Below are 21,912 nucleotides of genomic sequence, written 5' to 3'. Positions count from 1 at the left end.
CAGAGGAATAAATCATGTTAAGTATGCAAGTAAAACCTATTAATAATCCCAAGTATTATTTTGATAAAGAAAATTATTACTTTTCGAATCAATTAACCACCGAATGGGTTGGGTTAAGTGCGGTACGTCAAAACCTTTCTGGAGAGATTAACGTACTCGATCTCGAAGCCGTTGTCGGCGGTACATTACCAAGCGGTGATGTCATTGGCCTGAAATCTCTTAGCGGTGAAATCAAGCATCGTGGCGGTTATGATTTGACCTTCTCCGCACCTAAATCTGTGTCGTATCTTGCCCTGGTCTGTGGGCATAAAGAATTTGTTGATTTGCACTTAAATGCGGTGAAAACCGTATTGAAACTCATTGAGAGGGAAGCTGCCGAAGCACGCAAGTCAGGGAAAGAGGGCATGGAGTATGAAAAGACTGGTAATCTGTGCTTTGCAACCATTCTTCATGATACCTCGCGAGAGCAAGATCCCCAGCTTCATGTGCATGCGCTGTTGATGAATTTTACTGAGCGTCTCGATGGCAAGTGGCGGGCTTTAGCCTCTGATATCAGTCGCAATCACGGCACTATGGAATGGATTATGAACAACCAAATATTTTTAGGCCTTGTGTACCGATCTGAAATTGCTCTTGGTTTAAAAAACATGGGGTTGGAAATAGAGCAGACTGGTGATGCTCATGGTTTATTTGAAATCAAACATTTTGATAAGGAACTCCTGACGCAATTGTCCAAACGCCGCGCGCAGGTTGAGGAACAAATAAAGGGCATGCACTCTGATTCCTTAAAAGCGTATGACAGGGCAACTCTGGATTCCCGCAAGGCAAAAGAAGTAATCGACCCCGAGGTATTGCGTGAACGTTGGAACAAAGAAAGCGAGGCTCTGGGCGTTAATCCATCGACTTATTTAGCTACTTTGAAAGAACAAACTCATGCCGCACACGCGATAAAGGATAATCAGTCTAAGAGTCAAGAGTTTGGCATGGGTGTGTTTGATGCCATTGCTCACTTAGAAGAAAAAAAACTTAAGTTTACTTATCAAGAACTATTACAGACAAGCCTCCATTTCTCATTAGGTGAACAGGGTTTTGATTCACTAATTCAACAGATTGATACCGCACTTGGCACACAACAGCTCATTGCTCTTGATACGGAAGATACATGTTTTACGACGCATAAATTAATTAATAAAGAGCAAACGCTTATTAAAAAAATCTCAAACTTTACACCACAAAAAAATGCCATAGTACGCGATACGAATAAAGTAAAGGAATTAACTGATAATGAGTCCATTCAAAAGGGTGTGACCCAGGCCTTATTTCATAAAGAGGGGGTTGTTCGAATCAAACAAGAAAGTGCTATATCACGAGAGCTCCTAAGCACTTTAATCGATTATGCCCAAACGTCAAAAAAAATTCGCGTACTTAGCCCCTCAGCCCTTTCTGCACTAAGTATTAATCAGGACATGACCAAATCAGCACCCTCCTTGTGGCAATGGATTTTGTCTATTGGGAAGCAGGATTTGTGCGAAACGGTTGCGGGCTTTAATTACCGTCATGAGTCAGACCATAAACTGCCTTTTTTTAAAAGTAAAAAAGAGCGAGAATTAATCATTGTGGATGAGTCGCAGCGCCTTTCCCCTGACGAGATGAATACCTTATTATCCATCGCCGATAGACGTGCAGCCAAAGTAATTCTTCTGGAAAAATCACAATCCTTGTCCGGCTTTAAATCAGACATCCCAGGCCTTCTGGATAAAGCCCAGATAAAAACATTTAATGTAGCGGATAAGCCGCTACGTACTACCAACATCAATCTCATTGAGGTACTAGAAAAAGATTCGCGTATTTTAAAAACGGCGCAACTGTATAGCTCCATACCGTTGAACCAGAGACGTAATACCCAGGTATTGACCGCATCGAAGCTGGAAGCAAAAGAAGTCAATGATGCGGTTCGCAAACAGCTAAAAGAGCAAGGTGAGATTTCATCGGGTGAAAAAACCATTAATACCTTGACTCGACTCTTTCTGACCGACAGTGAGAAAAAATTGGCTAAAAATTATCAGAACGATTGGGTATTAATTCAGAATACGCGCAATGAATCTAAAAAATTCACCGTGATTAGTGTCAATGAGAAGGACAATCAGCTGGTGGTGCGTAATCACCATGGACTAATATCCCAACTGCCTGCTAAAAACATCACACAATCCATTCAGGTTTACGAACAAACACCATTATCTGTTGGGATAGGTGATAAATTAGTAGCCACAGGAAGCCTTTCTTTTGAGGGAGTAAAAATGGGTACGCAGTATGAAGTATCTGCGTTCACTCGCCATGGAATTAAGATAAAAAATGGAAAAAACACCATTCACCTACTCACGAGCACCGAAAAGCATCTCCCGTTGAATCATGCTTATGCCAAGACCCTGCATGCCAATGATTTTAAGCCCGTTGAACGAACCATCGTTACTCTGCCTGCCTATGCTCTTCGTCAAAACACGCTGTCCTTGTTGTCTGAATCAAGTAAAGAAGAGTTACAGATTATTACTGATGATGTGGATAAGGCCAATCGATACGCGCTGAAAACCACCTCTCAAGCTTCGGCAATATCCTTAACTTTAGAGGCTGCCAAAACAAATCATGGCGCGCACATCATTGATAACGCCACAACAAATGAGCTGCTGACAACACTTGAGAAAGCCTTAGACCTTTTGTCCGGCGAAAAACCAATGAAAAGTGATGCAGAAAAAGCACTGCAATTTGCTATTGCCCATCTTTCGGAGCGAGAGGCAGCATTTGAAAGGGCAGAAGTACTTAAGGTGGCACTTCACAAGGCTATTGGGAAGTCAGGCTTTAACGAATTGGATAGTGTGTTAGATAAGGTAATAAAAAGCGGTGATTTAATTTCTGGAAGGCAGAATTTATTGACTACCAAAGAAGCGGTGGTTTTTGAAGAATCGATTATTAATACAGTTAAGGCAGGAATTAACACGCTTAAACCGTTGATGAGTAGTGATGAGGCGCGCAGCCAATTAGAACAGGCAAATCTTACAAAAGGACAAAAAGAAGCCTGTGAGTTAATCACCACTACAGCGGATCAATTCATTATGATTCAGGGCTATGCAGGAACGGGTAAAACAACCATGAATCGAACGGCCATTGATACCATTGAACATGCAAAATCAATGGTACCCGGTGGCTTTGATATCGTTGCAGTAGCACCAACGCATCAGGCGGTGAAGGAAATGAAAGCATTAGGTATTCAGGCACAAACCCTAAAAAGTTTTCTTATTGAGCAAGAACAAGAGCCTACATTAACCAATAATTCACTGCTACTTCTCGATGAATCATCGATGGTATCCAATCGAGACTGCGCAAGCTTAGTCCAAAAAATTAAAGATTCAGGTGCTCGTTGCGCTTTACTGGGCGATATCAGTCAACATCAGAGTATTGAGAGCGGAAAACCAAGCAAGATATTGATGCAGGAGGGCAGCATTAGGGTGGCCATTATGGACGAGCTGGTAAGGCAGCAAGTAGTAGGTTATAAAAAAGCCATTGAAACCTTGATTGGCGGGGATACAGACAAGGCTTTAGCTCAATTAGCAGCCCTACCCTTAGTTTCCATTGAACGAAATAGAGAAGACAGTCCTTATCATGAAATTAAATGCTCCGTTATGGAAACAGGTAAAAAGGATGATAGGCACCAACACGAACCTTCAAAACAAGAGGCTAATGAAACTCCTTTAGAGCAATTAAAACACAATAGCCCCATTGAAATGGCAGTAGGGGACTATTTATCCCGTACCCCTGCATGTCGTGATAAGACCATTGTTATTATTCATGAAAATAAAAAAAGAGAGATTGCAAACACTCTTATACGGGATGCTCTGATGGAAGAATCCTCTCTAGGCTCTGATAATAAATCATTCCCTCGATTATTAAGTACGAACTATACCACCGCAGAGCTTTATTATTGTGAAACTTATCGTGACTGTTTAAAAAAAGATGGGGAGTATTTTTTAAAAAAGGGGGATCAATATTTCAAAGTGGTTTCTGTGGATGAATCGGCCAAGGTAGTCGTTTTAAATGATACCAAAGGAAATAAATCAGTATTTGTACCTGAAAAAGAAAATAAGGATTGGAAAATCGAATTATTTCAATCAAAGCCAGGAAAAATCTCTGTCGGTGAAAAAATTCATTTTAAAAAATCCGATAAATCTTTAGGACGTTTTGCTAATGAACGGGCGCAAGTGACTGATGTACAGGATGAGTCTTTTACAGTAAAAGACAGCAGTGGAGCAACTCATGTGTTACACAAAAAGGAGATGAAGGATTCTCATTGGGACTATAGTTATACGGCCACCAGTTATTCGATTCAGGGTGCCTCATCTCCTTTTGTCATAGGAGTTGCCGAAACAAGAAATGCTAAGGTAAATCATTTGCGTTCGTTCTACATCATGGCAACACGTGGCTCGATGCATGCCATGATTTACACGGATAACTATAAGAAATTGCAAAAACAACTGCGTGTTACCCCGGAAAAAACCTCAGCCTTGGAAGCTTTAAATCGCCTTAATAAAGACATCAAAACAAAGACAGTCACAAGCCCCCTAGTTATACCAAAGACTGCACCTACCAATCCCATAATAAAGGAAAAAACAGTCCAGTATGACGCAAAGGTAATCGCCCAAAATTTATCGCATCATGCTGAATTGGTCATCGTATCGTTGCTCGGGGAACCGAATAGAGCACTTTCTTCAAAAAATGAATATCGTTACGGAACAAACGGTAGTTTAAGCTTTTGTTTAAGTGGGGAAAAACGAGGAACATGGTATAACTTTGAAACCCTTGATAAAGGAAATATGCTTCATTTAATTCAAAAAACATTGAATCTTAATTTTAAAGAAAGTCTTGAATATGCGGCAAAAGTAACAGGCGATGATTTAAAAGGAAGCATTAAAGTGATGAGTAAAAAACCTAGTGAATTTAAAGAAAAAATAGATAATAAAAAGAGTAAGACCGAAGATTATGGTCTGCAATTAGCGCGTGAATCAAAACCTATAATAGGTACGATTGCAGAAAAATATTTGAAAGAAATAAGAGGAATTCACAATATTTCCGGTGAGAATATTCGTTTTCATCATCGGGTATATACCAAGAGTACGGAGGAAGTAAAATACAGGCCAGCTTTATTAAATATTGCGCGGGACAAAGACAATAACGTAGTCGCTGTAGAGGCAATATACCTGGATAAAGAAACAGCGAATAAACCAATAATGAACATGAAGGATAAGAAATCTTATGGTTCAAAAGCAGGATCTGGGGTTATCCTAAGCGAAGGCCATGGAAAAGAAAGTGTCACCTACCTTGCAGAAGGGGTTGTAACAGGATTAAGTGTTCGAGATGCAGTGCATAATGAACGGGTTATAGCCACCCTTGGCAAGGAAAACTTCCCTAACATTGATATGGCGTTACTTACGAATAAAGTGGTTCTTTGTCTTGATAATGATGGTAAACCTATTAAAGATGACAAAGCAATAATTCTCACTATTGAACGATTAAAGCAGAATGGAAAGACCGTGGAAATTTCCATACCAATACGGGAAAAAGACTTTAATGATGTGAATAAATCCAGTGGAGTACAAGGGGTTGTTGATACATTAAACAAAGCGGTAAGTATTGATAAAATACTTGGAGCCACTAATAAAATCGATGTGAATGAAGACCAAATCAAGAAGTGTCTTGAGAACATTTCACGACAATTAAAAATAGAAATACCTGAAAACAAAAATCAATCCATTGAAAAAATAAGAACGTTACAACGAGAGGAAATGGAAATTTATTAGTCTTAGATGGAGTTGATTGATGTTGTTCTTGGTCTATTAATAATAGCTATTGCCATAGAGTTCATCATGCAACTAATCCAAAATTGACATCAAATGAGGTTTATTATGCGCGATACAGTTCATGTTTTTATTGCATTTATTTTCGCTTTAATCGGTACATTTTTTATGATGAATTGGTCATTTAATCGGCTCTTAATGACGGCGCCCATTGATGTACCTGTTATCATTATGCTTGCTCTCTTTATTATGTTGCTTTTTTCTAAAAAAATTATAAAAGGCTTAAAGGAAATAAACAGATACACATGGCTAATTATTGTCTGTTACTTATCAGGAACCTTAACCATGGAATATCAGACCTATAAGTTTAGTGTGACTTTAGAAGGGGTATTTATGACGTTTCCTTTGGTGATGGCATTCATTTATTGGTCATATAAAAACAATAAAATCTTCTTATTGAATAGTTCTGTAATGACGAAAAAAGAGGCTTTTAAAACTGATTTATTCCTGATATCCACATCATTTTTATTGGCAGGATTTTTATCTTTAATGATGGATTTAAATAATAGTGATCTTAGAGCTTTTTGGCCATTTTTAATCTTGTTTATCAGCATATATGGATTTGTATTTTCATTGATTTACGCTTTGTTAGGTCTTTTTCTCAATGAAAACCATACAAAATACACTTTATTTTTTGCATCAGCAATTATGTTAATTTACAGCTTACTAAGCTTTTTTCCAAGAAAAATTGGGCTTTTAAATAGTGCTGAAATTGAAATTATTTATGCACTACCAATCATATTATTATTTCTTCATTTAGTTTTTATTGTAGGTTTTCAAATAAAAAGGAGGCAGTTAAAAAACTAAACTGATGTGTGACACAACACTTAAGGGTTTCACTATGGAAACCCTTATTAAACAGTTCAGTTGCTATTATATTAACTCGCAGAATCATTATAATAACTTAGTTATTAATATAGCCATCAACAAAATTATCTACTTTCTTCTTAAGTGACGCGATATGATCATCTGCATTGATTGATCCTTCTGGAAGTTTGTTTTTATCGTAAACGCAACGAAAAATATCCGCACTGACTGCAAGCAATCTTAACAGATGAGTTGTGTGTTGCCGATTCAATTCCTCTTCTTTTTCCAAGCGTCTTTTTTCATCCTCACTCACCGCTAGATTCTCTTTGTTATGGAGATAAACCTTAATCCCTAATTCAATTATTTCTTTCATGGTTTGAGATGATGAATCATGTCCTTCATCTTTTTTTATTGATTCGAGCTGGTCGATTGTTTTTTGATTTAGATAACAATAAGCCTTTGGCATAAATTCCTCTATTTAACTGATAATGAACATTCCGCACATCGGTTTTCAATGGTTTTATAGAATTGTATCATTTAATAGTGGGTGTGGAATAGGTGTCTATTGGCTATTTAAAGACTTATTTATATCAAGAAATAGGTGTGGATTGGGTGTTGATTTATTTTAACTTATTGATTAATATATAAGAGTGTATCAACACCCATGAGCAATTGAGGTGCTAATCAAATTAAAAATGCCAAATCATGGTTAACTATATGAATAATAAAGAAAATGTTTTAGGCAATGACCATTGCGAGGGGTGTGTTCTTTTTTATTTGGTTTTGCTTTTTTTGTGTGTTTCACTGGCCATTTTAGTATAGTTTATTTAAATTAATATTTTGGAAAGCGCAATAATAATTGCGTACTTGTGATTCGTTGGATTCTCTTATCTATAATCGTGTCACTGAACAGGGATATTTATATCATGGGCATATTAAAAACAATTCTGAAAAAAATTGCTAAAATCATTCATTTTCGACCATATAGCGAATGGACTGAAAATGAAAAAGCAAAGTATGCTAAACAGAATTCTTTTCGTTCTTGCTCCAAATCAAATAATACAGAAATTAATCCTGCTACAGGATTACCAATGATTGGAGCTTTAGACAGCATGGGAAATTCTTTTGGTTCCAGTGCATCCGATAGAGACAATTATTGGAATAATGATTATCATCGTTATTCAACGTATAATAGCAGCAGTTATGATCCATTTAACAATCGCTATTAACAATACTAATTTTGATATTAAATTGAGGATTTATTATGGCTTTAATCAGCGCAAGAAAAGCACCTGAAACTGAAAAACTCAAGATCGAAATCAGCAAAGATATTTACTCAGAGATAAAAGAATACTGCTTATGGGCTGGTATCGATAACATTAGCCATTTTTTTGAAGAATCATCCATGATGATTTTCTCTAAAGACAAAGAGTGGAAACAACACAGAAAAGAGAAAAAATTAACTTTTGCATAATTAATTTTAAAAAGGATATTCGAGTGAAAAACAGTATTAAAAATATGTATAAATACATAGTACCAATAGCTATTATTAGCATATTTATTTTTCACACTTATTCAGTGCAATCAAAACTAGAGCAGAAAGAAAAACAAACCTATATTACTATAAAAGAGTTATCCGAACTTGCCGCGAAAACTCGAGGTGTTGAGCCAACTTTTTTGGATAAGGCAGTAATTGCTATTATGGATTGGTTCATCCCTGTCGCTTTTATTAATAAGAATGAGTCTCTCAAATTACTGTCTGAACATAAAAAAGAAATCACCTCAGAATCAAAAAAAATTTATGTGCCATCAAGCAAGATGGGGGAAGTTGTAGTCATCAAAAAATTTAAATTTTCAACACCGGAGATTAAGGAATCAAAATCCATACCTATGGGCAAAATTTTTAGTGCATTTGTCATCGCTCCCTTTCATGATTCTGATAGTCCTAATCAATTACAGTTTAAAATAAATATCAACTCCATTTCGTGCACCGCAATCTCTGATTCCATTTTAAAAACTGATTATAAATCAGGGAAAATAGTCGCAAAAATTAGCGAGATAAAGTGTGCTGATGAGTCGAAAACCATACCTTTAGAAGCAGTCGCGCTTGTGTCAGGTAGGGTATTATCCTAAAAATGAATATTCGATCTCTTCAAATAAAAGCACATTCTATAGTCTTATGTTTTTCTTTAATTAAACGGAAGGTGGCGTTACTTTTATTCATTATTTTCCTGATAAATAGTAAAGCTATTTTTTCTTACATGAAGAGCTTTTTCACTGTAATCATTAACAAATTGGATGTTCTAATTTTAGATCACCAAATTTTTTATTATTTGGTGATCTTATCAATCAACATTCTATTAATTATCAAAGCATATTCAAGCTATAAAACTAACAAGATGAGGCATAAAGACTAGCAAAAAACACCTCTTGCAATTCAAAGTAATTCCCAATCTCCAAAGTATCCCTCTTTGGTTTTAATTAAATCCTCATAAACGCACATTTCTAAACCATCCCCTAATTCATCCCACCCCGTTAAATCCATGGCCTCCTTCAATGCACTCTCAGTAACAAAAAAGATCCTTGGTACTCCATAAGTCCATATAATTCCATCAACATCATTAAGGGTTGCGCCTTCAAATCCCCAATCATCCATTTCTTGTTCTGGGGTATTGCGTCCATGATATAATCTTAATTTCATAATTGTCCTTTAAAATTGATTGATTTGCTTGTCATCCGTGGAATGATGAACAAAGGAATATCCCTTTGCTCATCCATGTCTGATTATCTTTTTATTTCCATCATTTTTTCAGTAAGAGTCCATAACGCACGATTTAATTTCACATTTTGATCAATAGCTTTTACTTCTCTGGTTTTGGTTCGAGTGGTATAACCGTATTTATTTAAACGATGACCACGGATACCGCCTTTAATTAAATTTTCTTGAAGAACATTAAACACGGTAAACAGATCATTATCTTTTTGATCCACATAACGCCTTGGTTGCAATAAACTCTTAGGATTAACGATAATACCTCCCTCAGCATCAGAAAATTTAAGTGAATGAGCAGCCTCTGCAAAAATCATTTTTTCATCGTCATTCAAATGAATTGAAGCCATATCATCTGATACATCAAGCATGTTATTTGCTGTCTCAATCACCTTGTAGGTGCCTTCGATGACATTCCCAAGAACATCCCCCTGATGTTTAATTCTAATTTCGTTATACGCTTGTCCAGCGATCATTCCATTACTGCACACAACCCGAAAAAGACCCGCCATTAAGCGATAAGAAGACAAACCATCATGAGAGTTAATAAGAACCAATTCGGGATAAAGCCCCTGATTATTTTGCAGGACATCATGGCGTTGAAAACGGAGCATGTGTTTTGCAAATACTTTCGCTTCTTGGTTCTGGCTTTTGGTCTGAGCTGCCCAAGTAGGGAAAAACCCTTCCGACATTAATTTGTCAATGATTTGCTCGGTTGAAATGGGTGAGTACTTGGTACTCGTTTTATAAGACCTGGCTTGTGTAAATATGGATGGCGCTAATTTGAATAATTTATCTTTTGATAATATTGGTAACATGTTGTTCTCCTATGTTTTTACTATTGTTCTCAAGGAACAAATACAGTATCGCAAAAAAACGATCTGATGTCAACTCATTTTATAAATATTGTTTATAAAATTAATTTATTATAAATATTGATATCTTAAGATGCTCTTGTTATACTGTTCTTGTCTTAATGACCAATAGTAAAAACATAGGAGAGCCACATGACTATTCCAGAAATTATCCAACACCAATTGCTGCACACTAATAAAGCGATCGTCTGGTCGTGGGGCGTGTCTAAATGGTATGCTTTATCAGATAAAGCCCTCTCAATAAGAGTTCATGCGCGTTACTTAGGTGGTTTTGTCTGTATCGAGTTGGATGAAGCGCAAGACTTATACACTATATCCTTTTACCTGAATAAAGATTTTCAAGACATGCAGGTGTGGCCAGTAATACCCTATAAACCGATGAAAGGTGTTTATTGCGATCAACTGGTTGAATTCATTGATAATAGAATAGAAAAAATACCCGATTATAAATATTGACTAGCGCCCTACTCCCAATGATGGGAGTAGGCTATCAACAGGAGTCGCTTCATGAAAAAATTATCATTTGCCGTTAAGGCAAACATGAATAAACCACCTAGAGTTCATGTGCAATCAGCAGATAAAAAAACAACTTATGGCTCATTTCAAGCAAATAACTGCGATGAATTTGATGGCTGGGATAAATTAAGCCCAGAAGAAACCATTGAATTAAAGCATTACATGAACAATATGTCGGCTATTGAGCATTACTTTTCTACAAAGGCGCTATCCGAACAAAAAGATTTTAGGATCAGATTACCTGGCAGTTTTATCGATGCTGTAGATGGAATATGTAATCTATGCTTTGAGGAACACATCAACTTAAATGTTTATGATGCCATGATTAGTGCCGCTATTGGGCAACTTAAAATAAAGACAGCAAGCCTTCCTGATGACAAAAAACAGCACGCGCTGACACTGCTTAATCAACTAGGATTATCAGAAAATGTAAAAACAGATGTTTCCTTGAAAATACAGGCGGTATTCTCTGAATTATTATCCATTCATAACAAATCAGAAAAACTGCACCAAAAAGCCAGGATGCTTTTTAGTAAAGATAAAAGTATTGCGCCAAAAACTATTGAGGAAATCGCAAAAGGTGAGCTATCAACCTCTAAATGGTTAGTGGCTTGTGCTGTAGAGATTTTACTGGAAGAAAAACCAGATATGGTGCAAAAAGTGTTAGCTGATGACGATATCTTGTTTTTGTGGGCTAATCCTTTACTAAAAAATCATAGACCAATCAAGGAAATGCTCGATAAATTAGAATCTTTGAATAACTCGGAAACGTTAAGCAATAAACTAAACTCCATGATTAATTTTAGTTAAATACTTTCCAAATTATCACATTTATGCTATAAATTACTATGAGAATAAAATTTTACCAAAAACAATCAGGCAAAAACCCTGTGGCGGAATTCCTAAATGATTTGCCATCCGATGAAATCGCGCGACTTGCCGGTTGTTTAAAGAATGTTGAAGAGCTTGGTTTTGATAGCCCAAGGGTACAATTCAGGCAAATAAAAGGCTCGCTTTGGGAAATTAAGATTAAAACATCACGCAGTGGTTATCGTTTTTTTTATGTGTGTATTCAAAAGGAAGTCATTGTTCTTTTACACGCTTACAAAAAGCAGTCACAAAAAGCGCCAAAGCAAGAAATTGAACTGGCTGAAAAACGAATGATGGAGGTATACGACCATGAAAGCACTTACCTTAAATGAGTTTATTGACGACAAAATCAATAAGGACGAAGAATTTGCCAAGCACTATGAGCGTGAGCAAATCATTAATAACATTGCCGTCATGATTGTGAATGCCCGTAAAAAGCGGCATATGACTCAATCCGAGTTGGCCAATAAAATTGGAACCAAGCAATCGGTTATTTCTCGTCTTGAAAGCGGCAATAGCTCCTTTATTCCCTCATTAGAAACGTTGGTAAAGGTCGCTGATGCGCTCAACATGCACTTAAAATTGCAATTACAAGCCTAATAAACATTTGGCCAACATCAAATAACAGTACTTTTTAAAGGATATAAAATGGCATTAGATTTTTCCAAACTGAGTACAGGACAAACTGTTGATACAGTCTTAAAGCCAAGAGAAATTTTTAGCGCCTTACCAAATAAAAAACCAAACAAATTCCATTACCCCCGCGATGTGCAATCTCAAGTATGGAGCAAATGGTTTGACCGCAAAGAAGAACGCAACCTGGTTATAAAAATGAATACTGGTGGCGGTAAAACAGTGGTTGGCCTTTTAATTTTAAAAAGTTGCTTGAATGAGAAGAAAGGGCCTGTAGTTTATATAGTTCCAGATAATTTTTTAGTAGAACAAGTGTTATCCGAAGCCAAAGATCTTGGATTAAATGCCGTTGATAACCCTGAAAATGAGAGTTTTTTAAAAGGAAAAGCAATTCTAGTAACTAATATATATAAATTAATTAACGGGAAATCAGTATTTGGTGTTGGCGATGAGGGAGCAAAAATACCCATTAAGACACTCCTTATTGATGATGCTCATGCGTGCGTAAACACAGTCGAAGAACAATTCACTTTGAACGTATCATCATCTAATCCAGCATATAAAAAATTATTTAGTCTTTTTGAAGAAGCAATGAAAAGGCAGTCGGAAGCAAAATATTTGGAGATTGAAGCGGGAGACCCCTTTGCTTACATTCTGATCCCATATTGGAACTGGCAAGAAAATCTAAGTAAGGTAATGCAGGTTTTAATTGAAAACAAAAATCATGAAGACATAAAATTTAAATGGCCATTAATAAAAGAAAATTTAGAGCGATGCAGTTGCGTTATTAGTAAGCATTCCATTGAAATTACTAGTAATTGTATTCCAATTGATGTGATTCCTTCTATTAGTAATGCATCAAGAAAAATATTTATGACCGCGACATTATCAGACGATAGCGTCTTAACGACCCATTTTGGTGTTAGCTCTCAATATCTTAATAACCCTATCACTCCAGATTCAGCGGGAGATGTAGGTGATCGATTAATCCTATTACCACAAGCTCTCAACACAAATATGTTCGATAGTGATGTTAAAGAATTATGTTTGAAATTATCCAAAGAATATAACGTGGTAGTTATTGTCCCATCTAACAAACGATTGGAGTTTTGGGAGGATGCAGCTGATCTCATTTTAAAAAAAGACACTATCCTTCAAGGAGTTGAACAACTTAAAACAACTCATATTGGCTTAACAATTTTAGTTAACAAATATGATGGGATTGATTTGCCCGAAAATGCTTGTCGATTGTTAGTTATAGATGGATTACCAGCCGCTAGAAATAATATTGATAAAATTCGCCAGAGCGAGCTTGCGGGTAGTTCGAACAAAGTAAATCAAATCGTTCATAAAGTAGAACAGGGGATGGGGAGAGGTGTTAGATCTAATGATGATTATTGCGTCATTTTTCTTATGGGAAAAGATCTTACTTCTCAGCTTTATACGGGCGAAACTTTAGAACTATTTTCACCGGCGACAAAGGCTCAACTAGAATTGTCAGAAAGGGTAGCAGATCAAATAAAAGATAAAGGAGTTGAGGAAATTAGATCCGTAATAAACTACTGTCTAAAAAGAGACCCTCAATGGGTTGAGTTAAGTAGAGGTATTATGGCTAACCTAAATTACTCCAATAAAAATACATCTGACTCAATAAAAATCGCTTTAAGAGAAGCTTACGATTTAGATCGCTCAGGGAAACCACAAGAAGCAGCAAACAGAATTTTGCATGAAATCAATAACTCAACCGATGATCTTTTATTAAAAGGCGTATTAAAACAATACATGTCGGAGTATATAAACAAGTACGATAAGGTGGAATCGCAAAAAACCCAACTATCCGCTATTTCTGATAATTTGAGAGTTCTTAAACCAATCGAAGGCATCAGTTATAAACCATTAAAAACCCATACAGGATCACAAGCAATACGATGTTCTACCTATTTAAAAGACAAATTTAAAGATGGAAACAAACTTATTATCTATACAGAGGGAGTATTTTCAAAACTTATATTTAGTGAAGGTACTGCAAATATATTTGAGGATGCTTTTAACGAGTTAGCATACCTTCTTGGCTTTATAGGCCAACGCCCCGAAAATGATTATGGAAAAGGACCAGATAATCTCTGGCTGTTGGATGATTTAAAATTTTTAGTTATTGAATGTAAAAATGGTGCAACCACCGATTTTATTTGCAAACACGATTGTAATCAGCTGAATGGTTCTGAAATTTGGTTTAATAATAATTATGGCAATGGTGCTAAATGTGTACCTATTATGATTCATTTATCTACTTGTTTTGAGTATGCGTGTCCTCCAAGTAACAATATAAAAATAATAAATAAGAGCTTATTAGAAAAGCTAGTTAATAACGCCCGTAAATTTATACGATCTATAGCCACTGAAAATAAGTTTGAAGACAGTCAAGCTGTCAAACAACATCTGGCACAATACAAGTTAGAGGCTAATGATATTATCGCCAACTATGCAACTGCTTTTAAAACAAAAAAAACCTGAGCACTACATACTAGGAAAAAAGATAAAAATCAGCATTTCGATAGAATACTTGTTGGGATTATTTTACTAACCTTTGAATTGGTTGAACAAGTATCGGCTTATCTCAAAATAAAGATCATCTCGATTAATTCGTATTCCATAGTGATCGGTATTGCGACAGAGAGTAACACCTTTAGAACTCACCCAAACAAATCACTATGTGATCCTGTTCGTGATAATCGCAACAATTGTATGCGATCATCTTTAATGGTCTTATAAATTAATAACCAATCGGGGGTAATGTGACATTCACGATAACCATCCCAATTTCCGGAAAGATTGTGATCCTTATGCTTTGGATCCAGGGGTTCTTCCTTTTGCAATTGCTCCACAATAGAGTCTAAGAGCGTCCTTCTTTTCCCTTGCTTCGTAATCTTTTTCAAATCACGCTTAAACTGTGTCGCCAACTCTAATTCAAGCATTATCTACAGAATCCCATACATCCTTCATTGTTTTAAATCGCTCGCCTTTTCCTGATTCCAGCTCTGCCATGGCCTCTCTTGTCTCTTTGTTCGGTATTTTTACCTCAAAAGGCAGGCCATTTTGGAGACAGACCTGGCTATAGAACAGTCGAATCGCCTCGGCTGTAGATAAACCTACCTTATGCAAAATCGCTTCTGCCTGCATTTTAAGAGCAGGCTCAATACGAGCATTAATTGTTGCCGCCTTATTCATCTTAGTAACTCCCAAAATACTGATATTTTAATTGTATAACAAATGCATTACATTTTCAATTTTTCTATTTTATATGGGCTATCAATAAAGTACACTTTAGCGATAATCAGAAATCAAGATGGTTATACCTATCATATGATTTAAATTTCTATTTTTGATAAATGACTTCCAGAGCTTCTGGAATTAATTGATAAAAACAAACTGCACATTCGGCTTCAAATTTGAATCAACATTAAAGACATCCTCTTATATTCAAAAGAGGGCGTGCTCAGCGCTAGCAAGAATTATTAAGTGCTATGATTGAAATAACATCCTAATTTAATAGAATCCATTATAAATCAGGATGGTTAGAAGAGTAGTTAAAGGTGTCTGCTAAAGTCCATGGATTGATGCAACACGCGAATAACTGCAATACCATAATGAGTCATTTTGAAAAAAATAACATGAGAACCAACATTAAATGCTCTCAAATCCTGACGAATGTAATCACATTTGCGAGAAATCAGAGGATCATCCGCTAGATACTGGAAACCGGCTTCAATTGCTAAAATATAATCATCTGTCTTTTGAGTGCCGAATTCGCCAATACTATATAAATAGATTGACTGAAGATCCTCTATAGCCTTTGGATAAAGACGATATGTTTTATTTGGCATGAGGGACTTTCTTCATTCGCTCAAGAAACTCTTCCGCGTTCCACATTAATGGATCGCCGCTCCCCTCCCCTTCATCGATAAGATGACGCAACTGTTCAAGTTTTGAAGCCGCTTGTTTTTCACGAAGCAGGCGCAGCGATTCTCTCAATACTTCGCTGTTACTTCTATAATCTCCTGAATCCACAAGAAACTGAACATAATCACGAAGTTCACTACCCAAATCAACAGTCATTGTGCGAGCCATAAATACCTCATCAATGTAAGTAAATGTCTTACATTTAGTATATAAGACATTTGCTTACATTTCAAATTAATCATGGCTATCACTAGAGTACACTCTTGTGATGCCTGTCTTGATCTTGGATCCTCTATAACTTTTAGCTATCAAAAGATACCAATTGTTTAATTTGATAGAACCCATTCACATAGTCAAAAACCTATTGATAGACTATCCTAGATCCCTAACTTTCAAATAATTGTTCTATTGTTTCCTGCATTTCGTCCTGACTGGGCTTCGCATAACGAAAAATTTCTTTTATTGAAACATTTCCACTAAGTTCCTGAGCAAAATGCACTCCATGCTTATCTGTTACTTTTTTCAAAAAAGTATGTCGAAGTTTATGGGGTGTAAATTCAAATCGCTCATTCTCAGGCAAAAGTGCAAGCACTTGTTTTAAAACTCGCTGACATATTCGAAATATATTCCGAGTATTAATACGATTCCCTGCTCTATTAATAAACAAAGGCTCATCTGGTTCTGTAGTGCGATTCTTTAAATAATTATCCAAATGCTCTCTGGCTTCTTGCGGTAAAGGAATTTTAATAGTCACCCTTTTGCTCTTATGTCGCACTACAGAATGAAGGCCTTTTGAATGATACTGGTGAACATTTAATGAGACCAGTTCGGATTCCCGCAAACCCGTTCCCAACAACACATAAAAGACAGCCGTTTCCAATAATGCATTTTGATTTTTCCGGGTGCATATTTTAGCACGTTGTTCACAAGCTGCCTTTAAACGCATGAGTTGTTTTGAATTCAGGCCATTCCAAACTGGAGCCTCAGTCTGTAAATCTTTAACCCCTGATAAGGGATCACCTGCAATCAATGGTCTTTGTTGGTAAAGCCATCGTCCTGCATGACGAATGGTAGCCATTGTTCGATTAATAGAAGTCGCTTTGTATGCTTTTCCGGTTTTCTCAGAAATAGTTTTAGACAATGAGCGTTGAAATTGTTTGCTTACTGCAGGAGTCCAATTATCCACCTGGTCATGTCCTACTTCCATCTGAAAAAATTTTAAAAACTTAGATAAATCTTTTTGTTTCGCCTGGACTGTTTTTTCAGGCGCACCTTTAACATGAACCTGAAAATAAAATGACAACCAGGCCGACAAAGAATTGGTATCAAAATGAACATCCAAAGGATGGAAAACCTTATCTACCCCAAACTTTTGATTTTTGTCATTTTGACCATCCAGTAAATTCAAGGCTTTCTCCATGAGTTTTTTTTAATAATATCATGTTTGGGGTAGATAAGGTACGTTATCTACCCCAAATAATATCACATCACCAGAAGATGTAAAATATTTAATTCACCGCTCCTGGCAATTCCTCTGGGAATAAAATTTTACTAATCATATAATGTCGTATTAGTTAACAACTGCGGATTAAGTGTGAATATAAATGAGTTTGTTGTAGAAGAAAAAATCATTGAGATTCGCAACAAGCATGTCATTATCGATAGTGATGTTGCTGAATTATATAATGTAGAAACTAAAAGAATAAATGAAGCGGTAGGTCGAAACCCTGAAAAATTCCCAACTGGATATCTCATTGAACTAACTCAAGAAGAGTGGGAGCCATTGAAGTCGCAATTTGCGACCTCAATAAAAGGGGGTAAGACAAAACTACCTACAGCCTTTACTGAAAAAGGCTTATATATGCTGGCCACTATATTAAAAAGCCAGAAAGCAACAGAAACCACTTTAGCCATTATAGATACTTTTACAAAAGTTAGAGAAATATCACGCACGATTAAGGCACTACCACAAACCCACAAAATTCACCAAAATACCAGGAGCTCATGCAAAAAACAGGGGACTTAATTTCTGATTTAGTTGTTCCAGAAAATTTAGATACTTCTGAAACCGAGGCAAGCATTGAAGTTAATCTTGCAATTGTGAAATTCAAATATACCGTAAAGAAAAAAAATAAATGAATTCTTTATTAAATAGGGGAAACTAAATAAGTTAGCGATATTTAAAGTTCGATGTGGTTTTCATATAAATAAGTTTCTTGAAAAACACTCACCACCCTATTTTATAACCCAACTAACTGTCGTTTATTGAAAGTAGTATTCTTAAGATGAAGCAAGGCACACTTAGAAAAATAGTCTTGCGAATTTTTCAAATCCAAAAGACTCAATTTATTCCTTCCGTACAAATTTTAGATGAATCATTAATAGGCTTCCTTACCTTGTTTTCTTCTTTTCTTAAAATCAGAGGGTTCTCCAGAATCATTTATTCTTTTTGTTATTGCTTATATTTTTCTTTATATTGGACGCCTCATTAGAGTATTAGAAAAACCTTTTAGAGAAGGTCATGAACCCATGGAGGATGTAAGTCTTTTTCTCCTTAGAGAGATCAAAAAATAACATGCTCCATAGACTGCTATTGACACCATGAGCCATTCCGCATAAAACTAGTACGGCTTTATTAAAATTATCAGAAGGGAACCAAAATGGCAGACCAACTTCGCGGCAAAGTAAAATGGTTTAATGAAGGCAAGGGCTTTGGATTTATTGAAAGCGGTGGTAAAGATTATTTTGTCCATTTCAGTGCGATACAAAGTAATGGGTTTAAAACTTTGCCCGAAGGTGCAAACGTTCTGTTTAAAGCGGGTAAAGGACAAAAAGGACTGCAGGCAGAAGAAGTAGAACTCATTAAATAAAATAATGAGTATGCCATTTATCTCTATAAATAAGACGCAGTTAACCACAGAAATAAATCAATTTGTTTTCCCTATGGAACCAAATTCAAGGATGAATAAAGATGAATAAACGGGTTGCATTGGTCACGGGTGGAACAGGAGGTATTGGAACGGCCATCTGCCAAGAGCTGCACCAATTGGGTTATCAAGTGGTTTCCTGTTATTTCAAAAATGGCAATCATGATTTGGCAAGAGTGTGGCAGACAAAACAAGCGACGCAGGGCTTTGCTATTGATATTGCCTATGCTGATATTACATCATTCAAAGAGTGTGAACACTTGACCGATTTAGTTATAGAAAAATACGGCAAAATCGATGTGCTTGTTAACAATGCAGGAGTTACCCGTGATGCAACTTTAAGAAAAATGTCGCAAGAACAATGGCAGGAAGTGATCAATGCGAATTTAAATAGCGTTTTTAATATGACTAAAACTGTATTATCTACCATGTTGGATAACAATTATGGCCGCATTATCACTATTTCTTCCATCAATGGACGTAAGGGGCAGTTTGGGCAGTGCAATTATTCAGCAAGTAAATCAGCACTTTATGGATTTACTAAAAGCCTAGCACAAGAAGTAGCCAAGAAAGAGATTACCGTGAATACGATTTCACCCGGTTACATTAAAACTGAGATGCTGGCATCAATAAAGGAAGACATTTTAAATACCATCATTGCTCAAATTCCAGTAGGACGCTTAGGCTATCCTCAAGAAGTTGCTCGGTTAGTTACTTTTCTTGCTGACGAACAAAGTGGTTTTATTACAGGTGCAAACTTTGATATTAATGGTGGCCAATATATGTAAGCAAATGAGCTTGTTCATGCGCGCTTATTAAGAAAAAATCATCTTGACCTAAAAAATCCAAATAATCTCATATTATCTACAGCTCTGTTTTTTCCATAAAAGATCGACTGCTGGAATGACAATAAGCGTGAGCATGGTCGCACTCACCCTCCCTCCGACCATAGGTGCTGCAATACGGCGCATGACTTCTGAGCCCGTGCCACCAAATAACATAATCGGCGAAAACCACCTCTGTTAATGTGCCAGTACATCTTCTTTTGCCTTATTCTGCAAAGTCTTTTTCTGTTCATCCGATAAATCCAGGCTTTTAGCGGATAATGCATTGACTAAATCGCGAATAGCAAACGCATGCTCATGAATGGAAGCTAATTGGTTTTCTTTTAATGCCTAATTTATAATGGTAAATTTAATCCGTCTAAAATAGTACTTCTAGTACTTCGCTTACTTAACCCCCTATTACGATAACAATTTCCCCATTGGAACAGTCCTCTATTCATTATTATTAATCCTACTACACAGATAAAGAGTCTTTCTGCATTCTGTTTGTAGGGTCGTATGGGAGATTTCAAATTGACTCAGTAATAAAGTCTGAACTTCCTCCCTTACCAACTCCTCTTTAAAACGAGAGTCAATGACAATATGAGCTGTTAAGCTGATTTTATCGCTGGTAATAGCCCAGATATGTAAATCATGTACGTCTGAAATACCCTTTATGGACTTTATTCCAGCCTTAATTTTATTAAAATCAATTCCTGCTGGCACCCCTTCTAAAAGAATATTGATAGTCTCTTTGAGAAGTACCCACGTGCGGGGCAATACCCACAAGCCAATTAAAACAGCGAGAGCTGAGTCCACCCAACTCCACCCAGTAAAGCGAATTAAAAGCGCTGCAATGATCACCCCTACAGAACCTAACATATCACTCCAGACCTCAAAATAAGCACTTTTTAAATTTAAATTTTTATCTTTGTCACGGGATAATAAATACATCGATGCTAAATTGATAAGCAGACCGAGACTGGCAATAATTAACATACCCGTGGAATAAATTTCTGGAGGTTGCTTAAACCGCTGATATGCCTCATATATAATATAAAGTGCTACTACAAATAGAAGAGCGGCATTAAATGCGGCGGCTAGAATTTCAAATCGATAGTAACCAAAGGTACGGCGTGCATCAGCAGGTCGTTTACTTACACGAATAGCAATTAATGCAATAATTAACGCAGTAACATCGGTTAACATATGCGCTGCATCAGAGATTAATGCAAGACTACCGGTCAGAACACCGCCGATTACCTCAGCAATCAGAAAACCACCCGTTAATGAAAGAGCCCACCAAAGTGATTTTTCTCTCGAAACGCCTTGATTACTGGGCTTAACTTTTTTGTTCATGAAGTCTTCCTAACAAAGATGTTTCAAAACTATCCTGAGTATCTAACGACTTAGATGCGCATTTCAATCAAACCTTCTATAACATTCTAAATGAAATACCATGTAAAAAAATGGCCGCGAATATTAAAAAAATAAAGAGAACAATAATGAAATGCCGACTTTTCCTTTTTTTAAAAAAGAAAAGAAAAAGTCCGCACAATACAATGACTGCTGCAGACACAACGACTAAAAACCATGGATTAATGTCCATCATCTTTTCCTTGTCTGATTAACGCCCTGACTATTCTTTTGGTTCATGTACATGTCCACCATCACCACCAAACCCTCCTTGATATCTTTCTTCAGGATGAGTTGGAGCAGGAGTATTTTTTGCACATGATATTAAACTGCAACCTAGTAAAAATGCCCCTATCAAAACCATAATTTTTTTAAAGCCCATATTCATTTTAGTTCCTTTTAAATTGGTGC

General features: G+C 36.4%; 24 protein-coding genes and 1 pseudogene. 14 read left to right on the top strand and 11 right to left on the bottom strand.

Annotated elements, in window-relative coordinates; genetic code table 11:
- Positions 1-14: 14 nt before the first annotated feature.
- Both traI and Lery_RS11075 read left to right on the top strand, forming a co-directional pair.
- Positions 15-5,846, top strand: coding sequence for a conjugative transfer relaxase/helicase TraI (traI, locus tag Lery_RS11080; protein ID WP_058527322.1), 5,832 nt, complete (start codon positions 15-17; stop codon positions 5,844-5,846).
- Positions 5,847-5,951: 105 nt separating this feature from the next.
- Entirely contained in the window at positions 5,952-6,710 is a 759-nt protein-coding gene (locus Lery_RS11075; protein ID WP_058527321.1) for a hypothetical protein, read from the top strand.
- A 97-nt stretch (positions 6,711-6,807) separates the two neighbouring features.
- On the opposite strand, the gene Lery_RS11070 is transcribed toward Lery_RS11075, so the two are convergent.
- Entirely contained in the window at positions 6,808-7,176 is a 369-nt protein-coding gene (locus Lery_RS11070; protein ID WP_058527320.1) for a hypothetical protein, read from the bottom strand.
- Positions 7,177-7,579: 403 nt separating this feature from the next.
- Between Lery_RS11070 and Lery_RS11065 the strand changes: the two genes are divergently transcribed.
- From Lery_RS11065 to Lery_RS11055, 3 genes are read left to right on the top strand one after another with little or no spacing between them, the layout of a single operon-like run.
- Complete coding sequence (locus Lery_RS11065) at positions 7,580-7,939, top strand: hypothetical protein (protein ID WP_272946893.1); 360 nt, start codon at positions 7,580-7,582, stop codon at positions 7,937-7,939.
- A gap of 35 nt (positions 7,940-7,974) precedes the next feature.
- The gene (locus Lery_RS11060) at positions 7,975-8,184 is read left to right on the top strand and encodes a hypothetical protein (protein WP_058527318.1); all 210 of its coding nucleotides are present in this window, start codon (positions 7,975-7,977) and stop codon (positions 8,182-8,184) included.
- 23 nt (positions 8,185-8,207) lie between these two features.
- Positions 8,208-8,843, top strand: coding sequence for a hypothetical protein (locus tag Lery_RS11055; protein ID WP_058527317.1), 636 nt, complete (start codon positions 8,208-8,210; stop codon positions 8,841-8,843).
- 304 nt (positions 8,844-9,147) lie between these two features.
- Here Lery_RS11055 and Lery_RS11045 read toward each other — a convergent pair whose 3' ends face one another.
- Complete coding sequence (locus Lery_RS11045) at positions 9,148-9,411, bottom strand: hypothetical protein (protein WP_058527315.1); 264 nt, start codon at positions 9,409-9,411, stop codon at positions 9,148-9,150.
- A gap of 83 nt (positions 9,412-9,494) precedes the next feature.
- Positions 9,495-10,298 (bottom strand): DUF932 domain-containing protein, encoded by an 804-nt coding sequence (locus Lery_RS11040; protein ID WP_058527314.1) that lies wholly within the window; start codon positions 10,296-10,298, stop codon positions 9,495-9,497.
- A 189-nt stretch (positions 10,299-10,487) separates the two neighbouring features.
- Here Lery_RS11040 and Lery_RS11035 point away from each other — a divergent pair, with 189 nt between their 5' ends.
- From Lery_RS11035 to Lery_RS11015, 5 genes are read left to right on the top strand one after another with little or no spacing between them, the layout of a single operon-like run.
- Positions 10,488-10,811, top strand: a complete 324-nt coding sequence (locus Lery_RS11035) for a hypothetical protein (protein WP_058527313.1) — start codon at positions 10,488-10,490, stop codon at positions 10,809-10,811.
- Between the two features lie 51 nt (positions 10,812-10,862).
- On the top strand, positions 10,863-11,681 hold the full coding sequence (locus Lery_RS15920; RefSeq protein WP_058527312.1) for a hypothetical protein: 819 nt from the start codon (positions 10,863-10,865) through the stop codon (positions 11,679-11,681).
- A gap of 38 nt (positions 11,682-11,719) precedes the next feature.
- Positions 11,720-12,073 carry a type II toxin-antitoxin system RelE/ParE family toxin gene (locus tag Lery_RS11025; RefSeq protein WP_031562429.1) on the top strand — a complete coding sequence of 118 codons (354 nt, stop codon included), beginning with the start codon at positions 11,720-11,722 and terminating at the stop codon, positions 12,071-12,073.
- The gene (locus Lery_RS11020; protein WP_014845124.1) at positions 12,051-12,341 is read left to right on the top strand and encodes a helix-turn-helix domain-containing protein; all 291 of its coding nucleotides are present in this window, start codon (positions 12,051-12,053) and stop codon (positions 12,339-12,341) included. Before Lery_RS11025 ends, Lery_RS11020 begins: the two co-directional genes overlap by 23 nt.
- A 48-nt stretch (positions 12,342-12,389) precedes the next feature.
- Positions 12,390-14,888, top strand: coding sequence for a DEAD/DEAH box helicase family protein (locus Lery_RS11015; protein ID WP_058527311.1), 2,499 nt, complete (start codon positions 12,390-12,392; stop codon positions 14,886-14,888).
- 179 nt (positions 14,889-15,067) lie between these two features.
- Here the strand turns inward: Lery_RS11015 and Lery_RS11010 are convergent, their stop codons facing one another.
- The 5 genes from Lery_RS11010 to Lery_RS10990 all read right to left on the bottom strand — a co-directional run bounded on the left by Lery_RS11010 (position 15,068) and on the right by Lery_RS10990 (position 17,742).
- Positions 15,068-15,349, bottom strand: coding sequence for a type II toxin-antitoxin system RelE/ParE family toxin (locus tag Lery_RS11010; RefSeq protein ID WP_058527310.1), 282 nt, complete (start codon positions 15,347-15,349; stop codon positions 15,068-15,070).
- Complete coding sequence (locus Lery_RS11005) at positions 15,342-15,602, bottom strand: type II toxin-antitoxin system RelB/DinJ family antitoxin (protein ID WP_014845121.1); 261 nt, start codon at positions 15,600-15,602, stop codon at positions 15,342-15,344. The genes Lery_RS11010 and Lery_RS11005 overlap by 8 nt, the downstream gene beginning before the upstream one ends.
- Positions 15,603-15,961: 359 nt before the next feature.
- Positions 15,962-16,258: a type II toxin-antitoxin system RelE/ParE family toxin gene (locus Lery_RS11000; RefSeq protein ID WP_058527309.1), complete on the bottom strand. Its 297-nt coding sequence runs from the start codon at positions 16,256-16,258 to the stop codon at positions 15,962-15,964.
- On the bottom strand, positions 16,248-16,502 hold the full coding sequence (locus Lery_RS10995) for a type II toxin-antitoxin system ParD family antitoxin (protein ID WP_058527308.1): 255 nt from the start codon (positions 16,500-16,502) through the stop codon (positions 16,248-16,250). Before Lery_RS10995 ends, Lery_RS11000 begins: the two co-directional genes overlap by 11 nt.
- A 217-nt stretch (positions 16,503-16,719) precedes the next feature.
- Positions 16,720-17,742: a tyrosine-type recombinase/integrase gene (locus Lery_RS10990; protein WP_058527352.1), complete on the bottom strand. Its 1,023-nt coding sequence runs from the start codon at positions 17,740-17,742 to the stop codon at positions 16,720-16,722.
- Between the two features lie 186 nt (positions 17,743-17,928).
- On the opposite strand from Lery_RS10990, the gene Lery_RS10985 reads away from it, so the two are divergent.
- The 4 genes from Lery_RS10985 to phbB all read left to right on the top strand — a co-directional run bounded on the left by Lery_RS10985 (position 17,929) and on the right by phbB (position 20,049).
- Entirely contained in the window at positions 17,929-18,360 is a 432-nt protein-coding gene (locus Lery_RS10985; protein WP_237759215.1) for an ORF6N domain-containing protein, read from the top strand.
- Positions 18,339-18,473: a hypothetical protein gene (locus Lery_RS15810; protein WP_272946892.1), complete on the top strand. Its 135-nt coding sequence runs from the start codon at positions 18,339-18,341 to the stop codon at positions 18,471-18,473. Before Lery_RS10985 ends, Lery_RS15810 begins: the two co-directional genes overlap by 22 nt.
- Positions 18,474-18,994: 521 nt before the next feature.
- Complete coding sequence (locus Lery_RS10980; RefSeq protein WP_058527307.1) at positions 18,995-19,204, top strand: cold-shock protein; 210 nt, start codon at positions 18,995-18,997, stop codon at positions 19,202-19,204.
- A 101-nt stretch (positions 19,205-19,305) separates the two neighbouring features.
- On the top strand, positions 19,306-20,049 hold the full coding sequence (gene phbB / locus Lery_RS10975) for an acetoacetyl-CoA reductase (RefSeq protein WP_058527306.1): 744 nt from the start codon (positions 19,306-19,308) through the stop codon (positions 20,047-20,049).
- A gap of 267 nt (positions 20,050-20,316) precedes the next feature.
- Here phbB and Lery_RS15725 read toward each other — a convergent pair.
- The 3 genes and pseudogenes from Lery_RS15725 to Lery_RS15485 form a co-directional block, all read right to left on the bottom strand.
- A pseudogene (locus tag Lery_RS15725) lies at positions 20,317-20,418 on the bottom strand (transporter); the annotation flags it as partial.
- A gap of 120 nt (positions 20,419-20,538) precedes the next feature.
- Positions 20,539-21,444, bottom strand: a complete 906-nt coding sequence (locus Lery_RS10970) for a cation diffusion facilitator family transporter (RefSeq protein WP_058527305.1) — start codon at positions 21,442-21,444, stop codon at positions 20,539-20,541.
- A 280-nt stretch (positions 21,445-21,724) separates the two neighbouring features.
- Positions 21,725-21,889 carry a hypothetical protein gene (locus tag Lery_RS15485; protein WP_165481480.1) on the bottom strand — a complete coding sequence of 55 codons (165 nt, stop codon included), beginning with the start codon at positions 21,887-21,889 and terminating at the stop codon, positions 21,725-21,727.
- Positions 21,890-21,912: the final 23 nt, after the last annotated feature.

Origin of the sequence: Legionella erythra (genome assembly GCF_001467615.1) — a bacterium.
Classification (GTDB): Bacteria; Pseudomonadota; Gammaproteobacteria; order Legionellales; family Legionellaceae; genus Legionella_C; species Legionella_C erythra.
Note: the sequence above shows the minus strand (reverse complement) of the source record. Positions and strands in the feature narration are given on the sequence as shown.

What these genes read in the sequence shown, in the direction of transcription:
- traI (WP_058527322.1), top strand. Translation starts at nt 15, where the DNA reads ATGTTAAGTATGCAAGTAAAACCTATTAATAATCCCAAGTATTATTTT.
- Lery_RS11075 (WP_058527321.1), top strand. Translation starts at nt 5,952, where the DNA reads ATGCGCGATACAGTTCATGTTTTTATTGCATTTATTTTCGCTTTAATC.
- Lery_RS11070 (WP_058527320.1), bottom strand. Translation starts at nt 7,176, where the DNA reads ATGCCAAAGGCTTATTGTTATCTAAATCAAAAAACAATCGACCAGCTC.
- Lery_RS11060 (WP_058527318.1), top strand. Translation starts at nt 7,975, where the DNA reads ATGGCTTTAATCAGCGCAAGAAAAGCACCTGAAACTGAAAAACTCAAG.
- Lery_RS11045 (WP_058527315.1), bottom strand. Translation starts at nt 9,411, where the DNA reads ATGAAATTAAGATTATATCATGGACGCAATACCCCAGAACAAGAAATG.
- Lery_RS11040 (WP_058527314.1), bottom strand. Translation starts at nt 10,298, where the DNA reads ATGTTACCAATATTATCAAAAGATAAATTATTCAAATTAGCGCCATCC.
- Lery_RS11035 (WP_058527313.1), top strand. Translation starts at nt 10,488, where the DNA reads ATGACTATTCCAGAAATTATCCAACACCAATTGCTGCACACTAATAAA.
- Lery_RS15920 (WP_058527312.1), top strand. Translation starts at nt 10,863, where the DNA reads ATGAAAAAATTATCATTTGCCGTTAAGGCAAACATGAATAAACCACCT.
- Lery_RS11025 (WP_031562429.1), top strand. Translation starts at nt 11,720, where the DNA reads ATGAGAATAAAATTTTACCAAAAACAATCAGGCAAAAACCCTGTGGCG.
- Lery_RS11020 (WP_014845124.1), top strand. Translation starts at nt 12,051, where the DNA reads ATGAAAGCACTTACCTTAAATGAGTTTATTGACGACAAAATCAATAAG.
- Lery_RS11015 (WP_058527311.1), top strand. Translation starts at nt 12,390, where the DNA reads ATGGCATTAGATTTTTCCAAACTGAGTACAGGACAAACTGTTGATACA.
- Lery_RS11010 (WP_058527310.1), bottom strand. Translation starts at nt 15,349, where the DNA reads ATGCTTGAATTAGAGTTGGCGACACAGTTTAAGCGTGATTTGAAAAAG.
- Lery_RS11005 (WP_014845121.1), bottom strand. Translation starts at nt 15,602, where the DNA reads ATGAATAAGGCGGCAACAATTAATGCTCGTATTGAGCCTGCTCTTAAA.
- Lery_RS11000 (WP_058527309.1), bottom strand. Translation starts at nt 16,258, where the DNA reads ATGCCAAATAAAACATATCGTCTTTATCCAAAGGCTATAGAGGATCTT.
- Lery_RS10995 (WP_058527308.1), bottom strand. Translation starts at nt 16,502, where the DNA reads ATGGCTCGCACAATGACTGTTGATTTGGGTAGTGAACTTCGTGATTAT.
- Lery_RS15810 (WP_272946892.1), top strand. Translation starts at nt 18,339, where the DNA reads ATGCAAAAAACAGGGGACTTAATTTCTGATTTAGTTGTTCCAGAAAAT.
- Lery_RS10980 (WP_058527307.1), top strand. Translation starts at nt 18,995, where the DNA reads ATGGCAGACCAACTTCGCGGCAAAGTAAAATGGTTTAATGAAGGCAAG.
- phbB (WP_058527306.1), top strand. Translation starts at nt 19,306, where the DNA reads ATGAATAAACGGGTTGCATTGGTCACGGGTGGAACAGGAGGTATTGGA.
- Lery_RS10970 (WP_058527305.1), bottom strand. Translation starts at nt 21,444, where the DNA reads ATGAACAAAAAAGTTAAGCCCAGTAATCAAGGCGTTTCGAGAGAAAAA.
- Lery_RS15485 (WP_165481480.1), bottom strand. Translation starts at nt 21,889, where the DNA reads ATGAATATGGGCTTTAAAAAAATTATGGTTTTGATAGGGGCATTTTTA.